The 13,521-nt window shown below is 73.2% G+C and carries 14 protein-coding genes; 5 read left to right on the top strand and 9 right to left on the bottom strand.

Going from position 1 to position 13,521, the window contains the following annotated elements:
- The 3 genes from IH25_RS0135180 to IH25_RS0135170 form a co-directional block, all read right to left on the bottom strand.
- On the bottom strand, positions 1-389 hold a 389-nt coding region (locus IH25_RS0135180; RefSeq protein ID WP_030620488.1), incomplete at its 3' end, for an aminotransferase class III-fold pyridoxal phosphate-dependent enzyme.
- A gap of 13 nt (positions 390-402) precedes the next feature.
- Entirely contained in the window at positions 403-921 is a 519-nt protein-coding gene (gene ectA / locus IH25_RS0135175) for a diaminobutyrate acetyltransferase (protein ID WP_030620485.1), read from the bottom strand.
- A 324-nt stretch (positions 922-1,245) separates the two neighbouring features.
- Positions 1,246-2,346, bottom strand: a complete 1,101-nt coding sequence (locus IH25_RS0135170; protein ID WP_030620483.1) for a pyridoxal-phosphate-dependent aminotransferase family protein — start codon at positions 2,344-2,346, stop codon at positions 1,246-1,248.
- Between the two features lie 137 nt (positions 2,347-2,483).
- Between IH25_RS0135170 and IH25_RS0135165 the strand changes: the two genes are divergently transcribed.
- The 5 genes from IH25_RS0135165 to IH25_RS0135145 all read left to right on the top strand — a co-directional run bounded on the left by IH25_RS0135165 (position 2,484) and on the right by IH25_RS0135145 (position 7,088).
- Positions 2,484-3,329, top strand: a complete 846-nt coding sequence (locus IH25_RS0135165) for a basic amino acid ABC transporter substrate-binding protein (RefSeq protein ID WP_030620480.1) — start codon at positions 2,484-2,486, stop codon at positions 3,327-3,329.
- Positions 3,326-4,159 (top strand): amino acid ABC transporter permease, encoded by an 834-nt coding sequence (locus tag IH25_RS0135160; RefSeq protein WP_030620477.1) that lies wholly within the window; start codon positions 3,326-3,328, stop codon positions 4,157-4,159. The genes IH25_RS0135165 and IH25_RS0135160 overlap by 4 nt, the downstream gene beginning before the upstream one ends.
- Positions 4,156-4,941 (top strand): amino acid ABC transporter ATP-binding protein, encoded by a 786-nt coding sequence (locus tag IH25_RS0135155; RefSeq protein WP_030620474.1) that lies wholly within the window; start codon positions 4,156-4,158, stop codon positions 4,939-4,941. Before IH25_RS0135160 ends, IH25_RS0135155 begins: the two co-directional genes overlap by 4 nt.
- Positions 4,942-4,968: 27 nt before the next feature.
- Positions 4,969-6,060 (top strand): amidohydrolase family protein, encoded by a 1,092-nt coding sequence (locus IH25_RS0135150; protein ID WP_030620471.1) that lies wholly within the window; start codon positions 4,969-4,971, stop codon positions 6,058-6,060.
- A gap of 134 nt (positions 6,061-6,194) precedes the next feature.
- Positions 6,195-7,088, top strand: a complete 894-nt coding sequence (locus IH25_RS0135145; protein ID WP_030620467.1) for an SCO1860 family LAETG-anchored protein — start codon at positions 6,195-6,197, stop codon at positions 7,086-7,088.
- A 148-nt stretch (positions 7,089-7,236) separates the two neighbouring features.
- Here the strand turns inward: IH25_RS0135145 and cobC are convergent, their stop codons facing one another.
- The 6 genes from cobC to cobM are packed head-to-tail and all read right to left on the bottom strand — an operon-like array spanning position 7,237 to position 13,521.
- Positions 7,237-8,301: an Rv2231c family pyridoxal phosphate-dependent protein CobC gene (gene cobC / locus IH25_RS0135140; RefSeq protein WP_030620464.1), complete on the bottom strand. Its 1,065-nt coding sequence runs from the start codon at positions 8,299-8,301 to the stop codon at positions 7,237-7,239.
- On the bottom strand, positions 8,291-9,211 hold the full coding sequence (locus IH25_RS0135135) for a sirohydrochlorin chelatase (protein WP_030620461.1): 921 nt from the start codon (positions 9,209-9,211) through the stop codon (positions 8,291-8,293). Before IH25_RS0135135 ends, cobC begins: the two co-directional genes overlap by 11 nt.
- Positions 9,208-9,798 (bottom strand): precorrin-8X methylmutase, encoded by a 591-nt coding sequence (locus tag IH25_RS0135130; RefSeq protein WP_030620459.1) that lies wholly within the window; start codon positions 9,796-9,798, stop codon positions 9,208-9,210. The genes IH25_RS0135135 and IH25_RS0135130 overlap by 4 nt, the downstream gene beginning before the upstream one ends.
- Positions 9,795-11,474: a precorrin-3B C(17)-methyltransferase gene (cobJ, locus tag IH25_RS0135125; protein ID WP_030620456.1), complete on the bottom strand. Its 1,680-nt coding sequence runs from the start codon at positions 11,472-11,474 to the stop codon at positions 9,795-9,797. Before cobJ ends, IH25_RS0135130 begins: the two co-directional genes overlap by 4 nt.
- Positions 11,471-12,706 (bottom strand): bifunctional cobalt-precorrin-7 (C(5))-methyltransferase/cobalt-precorrin-6B (C(15))-methyltransferase, encoded by a 1,236-nt coding sequence (locus tag IH25_RS0135120; protein WP_030620452.1) that lies wholly within the window; start codon positions 12,704-12,706, stop codon positions 11,471-11,473. Before IH25_RS0135120 ends, cobJ begins: the two co-directional genes overlap by 4 nt.
- Positions 12,703-13,521: a precorrin-4 C(11)-methyltransferase gene (cobM, locus tag IH25_RS0135115; RefSeq protein ID WP_030620448.1), complete on the bottom strand. Its 819-nt coding sequence runs from the start codon at positions 13,519-13,521 to the stop codon at positions 12,703-12,705. The genes IH25_RS0135120 and cobM overlap by 4 nt, the downstream gene beginning before the upstream one ends.

Here is a 13,521-nt window from a genome sequence, read left to right as displayed (position 1 = left end):
ACCTTCCGCGCCAGCTTCAGCGCGGACTCCACCGCGTTGGTGCCCGTCGGCCCCGGGAACATCACCTTGTACGGCAGATCCCGCGGACGCAGCACCAGGTCCTGGAAGGTGCGCAGGAAGGTCCGCTTGGCCGTGGTCGACATGTCCAGGCCGTGCGTGACGCCGTCCCGTTCCAGATAGTCGAGCAGCGCCCGTTTCAGTACCGGGTTGTTGTGGCCGTAGTTGAGTGATCCGGCACCGGCGAAGAAGTCCAGGTAGGCATGGCCGTCCTCGTCGTACATGCGGCTGCCCTGGGCCCGGTCGAAGACGGTGGGCCAGCCGCGGCAGTAGCTGCGTACCTCGGATTCGAGAGTCTCGAACACGCTCAGGTCGGGCTGGGTGATGGTCACGGTGAATCGCTCCTCAGAGGGCGGTGGACTCGGTCAGCGGGCCGATGCGGTAGAGGACTTCGGGGTCGTGCGAGCCGCCCGGGAACAGGCCGGCGGGGAACAGCACCTCGCGGCTGAGCCGTGCGCCGTGCCGCTCGGCGAACGAGGTGAACAGACGCTCGGAGGCGGTGTTGCCGGGGGTGATGGTGGTCTCCACCTCGGTGATGCCGCGCTCGGCGACGAGACGCCCGGTCAGCCCGTCCAGCAGCCTGGCGGCGATGCCGCAGCCCCGGTGGGCGGCGTCGACGGCCACCTGCCAGACGAGCAGGGTGCGGGGGCGGCCGGGCCGCAGGTAACCGGTGACGAAGCCGACCGGTTCCCCGTCCGCACCACGGGCCACCACCGAGGTGCCGGCGAAGTCCCGGCACCACAGCAGATAGCTGTAGGAGGAGTTCAGATCGAGGGTTTTCGATTCCTTGGCGATGCGCCAGAGCGCGGCTCCGTCGCTGGTCGCCGGACTTTCGATGAGCAGGTCTGCTGGTGCGGCGGTCATGCGGCACGAATTTAGCGAGGTGAATTAGAAAATGCACGGGAGCCGGTGCGGAGTCTCCTCGGAGGCTGTGAAGTATGTCCGTATTGCACCCAGGAAAATCGGTACAAAGCTCCCCGACTGTGGAGTGTGTCACAGCCCGAAATGCCAGGGAGATCCGCCGGAAAACTCGCTCGTTTAGCTTTGCAAAAAGCGGGCAGAAGATGATGGGAAGCTATCGTCCGGCGAATCGGCGGGAATTGTGAAAATGAAATGGAGTGAGTTTCGATAACGTCCGGGCATAAAAAAGTTCCCGGGAGCGCGGCTCCCGGGAACGGCGAACGGGTCTCAGTGCCAGGCGTCCTCCGCGGCCCGGCGGGCGGCGGCCGGATCGACCGTCAGACCCTGCTCCGCGAGTGCCGCGCCCAGTGCCGCGAGGGAGCCCTGCACCGCGCCCGGCGTCGCGTCCCGGCCGTAGTGGTTGACCCGGATCATCTCCTGGGCCAGCGCCCCGCCACCGGCCGCCAGTGGCAGCGCCGGATCGCTCCGCAGGGCCCGCTCCACCACCTGCGACGCCACCACGCCGGACGGCACCCGCAGCGTCGTCGCGACCGGCGCCGCGTCCCGCTCCTCGCGCACATACGGCTGAAGGCCCCCGCCCAGCGCCACCGCGCCGGCCCGCGTGGCCCGCGCCGCGCTCCGGTGCCGGGCCATCACCGTCCCCAGCCCCTCCGACTCGATCCGCTCCAGACACGCCTGGAGCGCCAGCATCTCCAGCTGGGCCGGCGCGTGCGGCAGCGCCTTGCGGCCGGCGTCGGTCCAGCGCTCCTTCCAGTCCAGCAGGGACAGGTAGGAACGGCGCGGGGCGCCGGGGTTGGCGGCCATCCGGGCCCACGCCCGCTCGCTCACCGAGATCGCCGACACCCCCGCCGGGCCGCCCATCGCCTTCTGCGCTCCGATCACGCACAGGTCCACGCCCCAGGCGTCCGGCAGCACCGGCTCCGCGCCCACGGAGGCCACCGCGTCCAGATAGAAGAGGGCACCCTGCTCCCGTACCGCCTCGCCGATCTCCGCGACCGGGTTGGTGTTGCCGGTCGCCGCCTCCGCGTGCACCAGCGACACGAAGTCGATCTCCGGGTGCTCGGCGAACGCCTCCCGGATCCGCTCCGCGGTCACCGTCGTGTGGAAGGGGACGGACAGGTCGTGCACGGTGGCGCCGGCGTCCCGCAGCCAGTCGCCGAAGGTCTGGCCGTACGGACCGGTGATCACGTTCAGGGCCACCGTGCCCGGCCCGGCCGCCGCGCGGATCGCGCCCTCCAGCGGCAGCAGCGCCTCGCCCTGGGTGATCAGGACGTCCTGCCGGGTATCCAGCAGCCGGGCCACGCCGTCCTCGATGGCGGCGAAGCGCTCGGCACTCAGCGGGGGCAGATCGAGGAAGGGGTGGCTCACGGCGTGCTCTCTCTTCAAGTGGAAGTCGATTCCCTCGATCTTAGGTGCAAGGGCCCCGTTACCATGGGTTTGATTTGAGAGGGTCAAACTTTTCCTTATAATCGGAACCCAACGTTCCCTACCGGGAGATTCCCCCCATGACAACGCTCCTCGGACGCCGGACCCGCGCTCTGGCAGCCATCACCGTGACGGCCGGGCTCGCGCTCGTGGCCGGCTGCTCCTCGGACGACGGGGGGAGCGGCAAGACCACCGTCAAGGGCGTCCACCTGGCCAAGGCGGGCCGGCTCACCACCTGCACCCACCTTCCGTACCCGCCGTTCCAGTCGGAGATCGACGGCAAGGTGCAGGGCTTCGACGTCGCCCTGATCGACCTCGTCGCCAAGGACCTCGGCGTCGAGCAGAAGATCCTCGACACCCCCTTCGAGAACTTCAAGACCGGCGCCTTCCTGAACTCCGGGGAGTGCGACCTGGCCGCCGCCGGCATGACCATCACCGACGAGCGCAAGAAGAACGTCGACTTCTCCGACCCGTACTTCGAGGCCACCCAGGCCGTCCTCGTCGCCAAGGACAGCGGGATCACCTCGCTCGCCGACGTCAAGGCCAAGGGCAAGAAGCTCGGCGCCCAGGCGCAGACCACCGGCGAGGACTACGTCAAGGAGAAGGGCTACGACCCGATCTCCTTCGAGTCCTCCGACGCGGTCCTCAACGGCCTGCGCACCGGCCAGGTCAAGGCCGTCGTCATCGACTACCCGGTGGTCCAGGGCTGGCTGAAGGACAAGGCCAACGCGGACAAGTTCAAGGTCGTCGACAACCTCAAGACCGGCGAGCAGTACGGCTTCACCGTCAAGAAGGGCAACACGGCGTTGCGCGACGCCATCAATAAGGCGCTCAAGCAGGCCAAGGCCGACGGCACCTACAAGAAGATCTACGAGAAGTGGATCGGCCCGTACGACGCCTCCGTCGCGTCCCCCGCCGCCTCATGACCGACACGGACACACCCCTCCAGCCGAAGAAGAAGGGACTGACCCGGCGGCAGAAGCGCACCCTGTCGCGGGGCGTCCAGTACGTCGTCTTCGCCGCCGCCGTGATCGCCTTCGCTGTCACGGCCGACTGGGGCCGGCTGCGCAACCAGTTCGCCCAGGCCGACATCGCGCGGCAGATGTTCCCGGACGTCATCACGCTGGCGCTGAAGAACACCGTGCTGTACACGCTGTCCGGCTTCGTGGTCGGGCTGGTCCTCGGCATGGTCATCGCGCTGATGCGGCTGTCCTCCGTGGGCCCCTACCGCTGGCTCGCGGGCATCTACATCGAGATCTTCCGCGGCCTGCCCGCCCTGCTGATCTTCATCTTCGTCGGCGTGGCCGTGCCCCTCGCCTTCCCCGGCACGGAGATCCCCGGCGGCACCTACGGCAAGGTCGCCCTCGCGCTCGGCCTGGTCTCCGCCGCCTACATGGCCGAGACCATCCGCGCCGGCATCCAGGCCGTGCCCAAGGGACAGATGGAGGCGGCCCGTTCGCTCGGCTTCTCGCCGGCGAAGGCCATGATCTCGATCATCGTCCCGCAGGCGTTCCGGATCATCCTGCCGCCGCTGACCAACGAACTCGTCCTGCTGTTCAAGGACTCCTCGCTGGTGCTGTTCCTCGGCGTCACCCTGGAGGAACGCGAACTGTCCAAGTTCGGCCGGGACCTGGCCAGTACGACCGCCAACTCCACGCCGATCCTGGTCGCGGGCCTGTGCTACCTGCTGGTCACCATCCCGCTCAGCTTCGTCGTCCGCCGTATGGAGAACAAGGCCCAGGAGGCGATCCGGTGAGCCGCCCGGAGATCGAAGTCCGAGGGCTGCACAAGTCCTTCGGCGACAACGAGGTGCTGCGCGGCATCGACCTGGAGATCCGCCAGGGCGAGGTCGTCTGTGTCATCGGCCCCTCCGGGTCCGGCAAGTCGACGCTGCTGCGCTGTGTGAACCTGCTGGAGGAGCCCACCAAGGGCCAGGTCTTCGTCGGCGGCACCGAGGTCACCGACCCGGACGTCGACATCGACGCCGTACGCCGCCGTATCGGCATGGTCTTCCAGCAGTTCAACCTCTTCCCGCACCTGAGCGTCACCGAGAACCTCACGCTGCCCCAGCGCCGGGTCCTCGGGCGGGACAAGGCGACCGCCGCGCGGATCGCCGCCGAGAACCTCGCCCGGGTCGGCCTCGCCGAGAAGGCGGACGCCTATCCGTCCTCCCTCTCCGGCGGCCAGCAGCAGCGCGTCGCCATCGCCCGCGCGCTCGCCATGGGCCCCGAGGTGATGCTCTTCGACGAGCCGACCTCCGCGCTCGACCCCGAGCTGGTCGGCGATGTCCTCGCCGTGATGCGCATGCTCGCCCGGGAGGGCATGACGATGATGGTCGTCACCCACGAGATGACCTTCGCCCGCGAGGTCGCCGACCGGGTCGTCTTCATGGACGGCGGAGTGATCGTCGAGGACGGCAGCCCCGAGCAGGTCATCGGCGCCCCGAGCCACGAACGCACCCGGCACTTCCTGTCCCGGCTGCTGGACCCCGCGATGGCGCAGGTGGAGGAGGAGACCTCCGACCAGGTGGGGAAGTGAGAGCCGTAGGCCGTTAGGGTGCGGTGCATGAGCGATGGCGCCGTGCTGCACGTGAAGGGGCGGGTCCTGGCCGGCCCGGACGACGTCCGCGACGAGCTGTGGGTGGTCGGGGGCCGGATCTCCTACGACCGCCCCGCGGGCGCCCGGGACGTCACGACCGTCACCGGCTGGGCCCTGCCCGGCCTGGTCGACGCGCACTGCCATGTGGGCCTGGACGCGCACGGCCCGGTCGACGCCGAGACCGCCGAGAAGCAGGCGCTCACCGACCGGGACGCGGGCACCCTGCTGGTGCGGGACGCCGGCTCGCCCTCCGACACCCGCTGGATCGACGACCGCGCCGATCTGCCGAAGATCATCCGGGCGGGCCGGCACATCGCCCGCACCCGCCGCTACATCCGCAACTACGCCTGGGAGATCGAACCGGACGACCTCGTCGCCTACGTCGCCCAGGAGGCCCGGCGCGGCGACGGCTGGGTCAAGCTGGTCGGCGACTGGATCGACCGCGACCTCGGCGACCTCGCCCCCTGCTGGCCCCGCGAGGCGGTGGAAGCGGCCATCGCCGAGGCCCACCGGCTCGGCGCCCGGGTCACCGCGCACTGCTTCGCGGAGAGCTCGCTGCGCGACCTGGTCGAGGCGGGCATCGACTGCGTCGAGCACGCGACCGGGCTCAGCGAGGACCTGATCCCGCTGTTCGCCGAGCGGGGCGTCGCCATCGTGCCCACCCTCGTCAACATCGCCACCTTCCCGAAGCTCGCCGAGGGCGGCGAGAAGAAGTTCCCCCGCTGGTCCGCCCATATGCGCCGGCTGCACGAGCGGCGCTACGACACCGTGCGCGGCGCCTACGACGCCGGCATCCCGGTCTACGTCGGCACGGACGCCGGCGGCTCGCTGGCCCACGGCCTGGTGGCCGAGGAGGTCGCCGAGCTGGTCGCCGCCGGCATCCCGCCCCTCGCCGCCCTGTCGGCGACGACCTGGGGTGCCCGCGCCTGGCTCGGCCGGCCCGGACTTCAGGAGGGCGCCCCCGCCGACCTGGTGGTGTACGAGGCCGATCCCCGGGCCGACGTACGGGTGCTGGCGGCGCCGCGCCGGGTGGTGCTGAACGGGCGGGTCGTCGGGTAGACGCACCCCCGATTCGAATCACCGTGCGGAATATGCACGTTCGGGTGAAGTAGTGCTGCTTCGCTGACCGTTCACCCACACCGGGGACAAGGTTGACGGGTCCCAAGCACGTTTCCTCTGGGGGTCCCACCGCCTTGAACAGCAACAACTTCCGCATGCCCGCACGCCGTCCGGCCGCCCTCGCGGCGGCCGCCGTCCTCACCGCGGCACCCGTGGTCCTGGGCGCGGGCACCGCACACGCGACCACCGGCCACGGCCGCGCCTCCGCCGCCGTGCTGCGCACCGCGCTCGACGTGTCCCTGCTGAACAGGACCGTGAACGTCCCGCTCGCGGTCTCCTTCAACGAGGTCCAGGCACCGCGGAGCGCCGACCGGACGGCGCTGTCCGTCCGGCTCGACGGCGTCGACGGCGGCAAACCGTTCACCGTGCTCGGCGCGGACGTCGCCGAGTCGAAGGCCACGGCCACCGCCCGGCGCGCCGAGGGCTCGGTCCGGATCGCCCACGCCCGGCTGCACGTCCCCGGGCTGTCCCTGCTGTCCCTGATCGAGGCCGACGCGGTTACCGCGAAGGCCACCTGCGCGGTCGGGAAGGCCCCCACCGCCGCCGCGAACGTCCTCGGCACCGTCACCGTCCTCGGCCAGCGCGTCACCCTGACCGCCGGCGGCCCCGTCGAGGTGAAGGTGCCCGGCGTCGGCGAGGTCCGCCTCGATGTGTCCCGGCACACCACGACGACCCGCACGGCCGCCGCGACCGCCCTCGCCCTCAAGGTCTCCGTCAACCCCTTGAAGCTGGGCGTCGCCGAGGTCGAGGGCACGCTCACCCTGGCCGAGGCCACCTGCGAGTCCCCGACGCCCCCGCCCCCCGGCCACACCCCGGCCACCGACACCCACCCCCAGGGCGCCCCGTCCGAGGCCAACCTCGCCGAGACCGGCGGCAACTCGGCAACCCCGTACATCGCGGGCGGCGCCCTCGCCCTGCTGCTGGCGGGCGGGGGAGCACTGACCCTGGCCCGGCGCAGGAAGCACTGACGGCTCGGGCGGCCCGGCCGTTCCCCGGGACGTCCGACGGCCCCCGCGTCGCGCCCCGCCCGGTGGGCCGCCCCCGGTCAGGGAGCGGCTTCGCGGGGCGGGGCCTCGTAGTCGTTCGGGAGGCCCCGCCCGTCCGGGTGACCGGCGGTCAGCCCAGCACGGCCGACAGCGCCTTCAGGAAACCGTTCGCCGTCGTGCGGTCGCGGACCGCCAGGCGGATCCAGTTCTGGTCCAGGCCCGGGAAGGTGTCGCCCCGGCGGACCGCGTAGCCGAGGTCGCGCAGGCGGTGGCGGACCGTGGCCGCGTCCGGGACGTGTACCAGGACGAAGGGGCCGTCAGCCGGCCGCACCACCCGTACTCCATGGGCGGCGAGCGCGGTCAGGCCGGTCACCAGGTGGGCCCGGTCGCCGGCGATGCGGTGGGCCGCGTGGCCCGCCTCGGCCAGGGCCCGGGGTGTCACGCACGCCCGGGCCGCGGCCAGCGCGGGCGTGGAGACCGGCCACAGGGGCTGGGCCCGTTCCAGTTCGGTGATGGTCTCCGGGGCGGCGAGCACGTAGCCGATGCGCAGGCCGGCCAGGCCCCAGGTCTTGGTCAGGCTGCGCAGCACGACGAGCCCGGGGACGTCCGTGCGGCCGGCCAGGGCCTCCCGCTCACCCGGTACCGCGTCCATGAACGCCTCGTCCACCACCAGCGTGCGGCCGGGGCGGGCGAGGCGGGCGACCGTCTCCGCCGGGTGCAGCACCGACGTCGGGTTGGTGGGGTTGCCGATCACCACCAGGTCGGCGTCCTCCGGGACGGCCGACGGGTCCAGCCGGAACCCGTCCCGCTCCCGCAGCAGCACCCGGTCCACGCTGTGCCCGGCGTCCCGCAGCGCCGCCTCCGGCTCCGTGAACTGCGGGTGCACCACCACCGGCCGGCGCACCTTCAGCGCGCGGGCCAGCAGTACGAACGCCTCCGCGGCCCCCGCCGTCAGCAGCACCCGCTCCACCGGCAGCCCGTGCCGCGCGGCCACCGCCGCCCGCGCGGCCCGCCCGTCCGGGTAGGCCGCGAGGGACGACAGCGAAGCGGCGATCTCCTCCCGCAGCCACCGCGGGGGCGTGTCCGCCCGGACGTTGACGGCGAGGTCGACCAATCCGGCCCCGTCGTCCCGGACTTCGGCGTCCCCGTGGTGCCGCAGGTCGTGCTCCGGGGCGCCGCCCGGCTCAGTGCGCATGGCTGTGCGAGTGGCCCCCGTGGTGGTGCCCGTGCCCGTGCCCGTGGTGGTGGCCGTCGTCGTCCGGGTGGAAGTGCGGCTGCTGCGGCAGCCCCACCTTGTCCTCGAAGCCCGGCAGCGCGATCCGGTACACGCACGAGTCGCAGTTCATCCGCAGATCGCCCTTGACGGCCTCCTCGTACCGCTCCATCACCAGGTCCAGCAGCTCCGGCTCGGGCCCGATGACATCGGCCGACCGCACGTCCAGCTCCGGATGCGCCGCCGCCCAGTCCTGCGTCTGCTGCCGCACCCGGTCCGGCAGGATGCCGGTGAAGAGGAAGTACGGCAGGACCACGATCCGCCGCGCGCCCAGCGCGGCGCACCGCTCCAGCCCGCTCGGCACGTCCGGCGCCGCCAGCGACACGAACGCCGTCTCCACCCCGGCGTACCCGCGGCCCTCCCACAGCAGCCGCGCCGCCTTGAACACCTCGGCGTTGGCGTCGGGGTCGGTGGAACCCCGCCCGACCAGCAGCACGGTCACCTCCGCGCGGTCCGCGCCGCCCAGCACCTCGTCCAGCCGCCGCTCCAGCACGCTCAGCAGCGCCGGGTGCGGGCCCAGCGGGCGGCCGTAGGTGTACGAGATGCCCGGGTGCCGCTCCTTCTCGCGGGCCAGCGCGGCCGGGATGTCGCCCTTGGCGTGCCCGGCGGACACCAGCATCAGCGGCACCGCGGCGAACCGGCGCACCCCCCGCTCGACCAGTTCGGCGACGGCCTCCCCGAGCGGCGGCGGGGACAGTTCGATGAAGCCGCCCGCGACGGGCAGATCGGGGTGGCGGCGCCCCAGTTCCCGGACGAAGTCGCGGAACGCCTCGGCACCGGCGTCGTCACGGGTGCCGTGTCCGGCGATGAGCAGGGCGGGCGGGGTGGTCACGAGGTCTCCTCGGAGTGTGAAACGGGGTGGTACAGCAGGGCGTTGAGCGCGGCGGACGCGACCGCCGACCCGCCCTTCTCGGACACGTTGCTCACCGCGGGCAGTCCGCTCTCCCGCAGCGCGGCCTTGGACTCGACCGCGCCGACGAAACCGACCGGCAGGCCGATGACCAGGGCCGGGCCGGCGTCCAGGGTCAGCAGTTCCTCCAGCGCGGTCGGCGCGTTGCCGATCACCCAGAGGGCACCGGGACCGACCTGCTCGTACGCGAGCCGGATCGCGTGCGCCGAACGGGTCAGCCCCGGCCCGGCCACGGCGTCCCTGAGCCGGCAGACGGTCTCCCGCCGGGTGATCCCGGCGGCCACCATCTCCACGTCCACGACCACCGGCGCCCCGGCGTGCAGCGCGGCGTGCGCCGTCACCAACTCGCCCTCGTCCATGACGAGATCGGTCGCGTACTCGAGATCGGCGGCGGAATGGATGACCCGCTCCACCACCGCCCGGGTCAGCGGCGGGAAGTGCGAGGTGTCCAGGCGGGAGCGCAGCCGCCGGTAGGACTCCTGCTCGATCGGGTGGACGACGCGGTTCACTTCGGCTCCTCCCGCGATGCCTGCCAGCGGTAGCCGCGCGGGGTCACCATGCGCCCCGCGATGATCCGGGTGGCCGTGTTGCCGACGGTGACGACCGTCATCATGTCGACGCTCGCCGGATCCAGCGCGGCCAGCGTGGTGACCCGGCTCGACTCGTCCGGCCGGGACGCGTTGCGCACGACACCGACCGGCGTCCCCGGCTCCCGGTGCCCGGCGAGGATCGCCAGCGCCTTGGGCAGCTGCCAGTCCCGGCCCCGGGAGCGCGGGTTGTAGAAGGTGACGACCAGGTCCGCCTCGGCCGCCGCCCGCACCCGCCGCTCGATGACCTCCCACGGCGTGTGCAGGTCGGACAGGCTGATCGATACATGGTCGTGGCCCAGCGGCGCCCCCAGGATCGCCCCGGCGGCCAGCGCCGCCGTCACCCCGGGCACCCCGACCACGTCGATGTCGTCCGACGCCTCCGCGAGCGCCGGGGACGCCATGGCGTACACCCCCGCGTCCCCGCTGCCGATCAGCGCCACCGCGTGCCCCGCGCGGGCCTGGGCGACCGCCGTGCGCGCCCGCTCCTCCTCCGCGCCGAGACCGGACTGAAGCACCCGGGTCCCCGGCCGCAGCAGATCACGGATCTGGTCCACGTACTGGTCCAGCCCCACCACCACCGAGGCCCGCCGCAGCTCGGCCGCCGCACGCGGGGTGAGCAGGTCCCGGGCGCCCGGCCCGAGCCCGACCACCGCGAGCCGTCCGCGCGCCGGCCGCCGGACCACCGCACACGTCGCCATCACCGACTTCCGCTTCGGCACCAGCAGTTCACCGCCGCCCAGCAGGGCGGCGGCCTCGGCGACCGACGGCGTACCGACCGCGGCCAGCGGGGCGGCGGACGGATTCGGCACCGCCACACCCGCGAGCTCCTCGGCGGAGTACGTCACCAGGGGCACCCCGAGCCGCTCGGCGGCGGCCACGATGCCCGGCTCCCCGGCCTTGGCGTCCACGGTGGCCAGCCGGCCGACCGACCGCGCCGTCAGCCCCGCCTCCCGCAGCGCCCCCTCGATCAGGCCGAGGACCTCCTCGGCCGGGGCACCCTTGGACGCCCCGACCCCGACCACCAGCGACGGCGGACGCAGCAGCACCTCCCGCTCACCCGGTACGGCGTCCCGGTCGGTGACCCGGATCGTGTACGCCCCCTCGTCCGCGACCGGCAGCGGCGGCAGCGGCCAGGGCACCTCCGCCGCCAGCGCGACCGGCTCCCCGTCCAGCAGCGCCCGGGACACCGCCGCCACCGCACCCTCGTACGGCAGCCCCAGCGTGTCCAGACCCGGCAGCCCCACCGCGTCCGTCGCGGTCGTCACCACCGGCTCCGCGCCCAGCAAGGCGCCCACCTCGCGGGCCAGTTCATTGGCGCCGCCGCCGTGCCCGCCGAGCAGCGACACCGCGAACCGGCCGCCCTCGTCCACACACACCACACCCGGATCGGCCGCCTTGTCACCCAACAGCGGCGCCAGCAGCCGTACCACCGCGCCCGTCGCCAGGAAGCACACCAGCTGCTCGCACTCGGCGAACGCGGCCCGCACCGCCTCCTTGACGGGACCCTCGTACACCCGCGTGCGCTCCGGCCAGGCCGCGGCCAGCCGGTCCCGCGCCGCCGCCCCCGCCGCGGTGGCGGAAATCAGGCCGATCACTGGGCAACTCCTTCACTAGACACCGGGGTTCTCACACCCCACAGCAAAAACACCGGATTGGTGGCCGCCAGCCGGGTCACATCCCCCGGCAGCGGCGTAAGCCGCGACGACTGCAACAGCACCCCGTCGCAGGCGAACCCGGCCTCCGTCAGCGCCGCGCGCGCCGCCGGCACCCGGTCCAGCGCCGCCATCGCCACGACGACCGTCCGCCGCGCCCGCCGCGCGCACGCGGCGACCACGGCCGGCAGCTCCCGGCCCCCGCCGCCGACGAACACCGCGTCCGGATCGTCCGACAGCCCCGCCAGGGCGGCCGGCGCCGCACCGTGCACCACCTCCACGGCCACCCCGTGGGCCCGCGCGTTGGCCCGGATCCGCCCGACCCCGTCGGCCGCCTTCTCCACGGCGACGACGGCCGCGCCGAGCCGCGCGCACTCCACCGCGACCGACCCCGACCCGGCCCCCACGTCCCACACCAGGTCGCCCAGGCGCGGCCCCAGCCGGGCCAGGGCCAGCGCCCGCACCTCGAACTTGGTGATCATCGAGTCCCGGTGCGCGAACGCGTCCTCCTCGAGCGCCCACCGCTCCGGCGCCCCGGGCACCCCCGCGACCGTCCGCACCGCACCGAGCGCCCGCTCCTCGTCCAGGCACAGCACCACGCTCACCGCCGCACCCCAGTCCCGGGCCGCCGCCTCGGCCGCCGTCACCCGCTCCACGCGCTCGCGCTCCGGATCGCCGAGGGCGCTCGCCACCACCAGCACCCGGTCCCCGGGCAGCGCCGCCCCCAGCTCGGCCGGACCGGCCCCCGGACCGGTCAGCACCGCCACCTTCGGCCGCGCCCGGCACACGTTCACCGCCGTGCGCAGCTCGCGGCCGTGCGCGCTCACCACGACCGCGTCGTCCCAGGGCAGCCCGATCCGGGCGAACGCCGTCGCCACCGAGGACACCCCCGGCCGCACGTCCAGCAGCCCGGTGCCGAACCGCTCCGCCAGCGCCCGCACGATCCCGAAGAACCCCGGGTCCCCGGAGGCCAGCACCACCACCGGCAGCTCCTTGCCGACGTACTCCGCGATGGTGTCCAGCGCGGGCGCCAGCGGTCCGAGCACGACCCGCTCCGCCCCGTCGGGCAGCCGTACGGCGTCCAGGTGCCGCCGCCCGCCGACCACCAGCGCGGCCCCGGCGAGCAGGTCCGGGCCGGCCGGCGCCCCGGTGCCCGTACCGACGACCGTGATCAACTCTTCGCCCTCTGCTCCCGCAGCGCCCGCCGCGCCTCGGGGTCGGCCTTGCGGTAGCCGTGGAAGTGCCCCGGGTGGTACAGGTGCGAGCGGGTGCCGTGCGCGTCCAGCGCCGGGCCGACCAGGAACAGCGTGTGCTTCCAGAGCTTGTGCTCCTTGACCGTCTCCTCCAGCGTGCCGATCGTGCACTTCACGACCAGCTCCTCCGGCCAGGTCGCCTGATAGGCGACCACCACCGGCGTGGACGTGGGGTAGCCGCCCTCCAGCAGCTCCCGCACCAGCTGCCCGCTGCGCGCCGCCGACAGGAACACGGCCATGGTGGTCCCGTGCCGGGCGAACTCGCGCACCTCCTCGCCGGGCGGCATCGGCGTCTTGCCGCCGCCCAGCCGGGTCAGCACCACGGACTGCGCGACCTCCGGGATGGTCAGCTCCCGCTGCGCCAGCGCGGCCACCGCGGAGAACGACGACACGCCCGGCACGACCTCGGTCGTGATGCCGATCTCCCGGCAGCGGTCCAGCTGCTCCTGCGTGCCGCCCCACAGCGCCGGGTCGCCGGAGTGGATCCGGGCGACGTTCAGCCCCTCCTCGAACGCACGTCGGTACACCGCGACGACGTCCTCCAGCGACATGGCCGCCGAGTCCAGGATCTCGGCCCCCTCGCGCGCGTGGTCGAGGACCTCCGCCTGGACCAGGCTCGCGGCCCAGATCACGACGTCGGCCTCGGCGATGGCCCGTGCGGCCCGGAACGTCAGCAGGTCGGCGGCGCCGGGGCCGGCACCGACGAAGGTCACCTTGCCGGTGGTGGCATCGGCCAT

The organism is Streptomyces achromogenes subsp. achromogenes (assembly GCF_000720835.1).
GTDB lineage: Bacteria > Actinomycetota > Actinomycetes > Streptomycetales > Streptomycetaceae > Streptomyces > Streptomyces achromogenes.
Note: the sequence above shows the minus strand (reverse complement) of the source record. Positions and strands in the feature narration are given on the sequence as shown.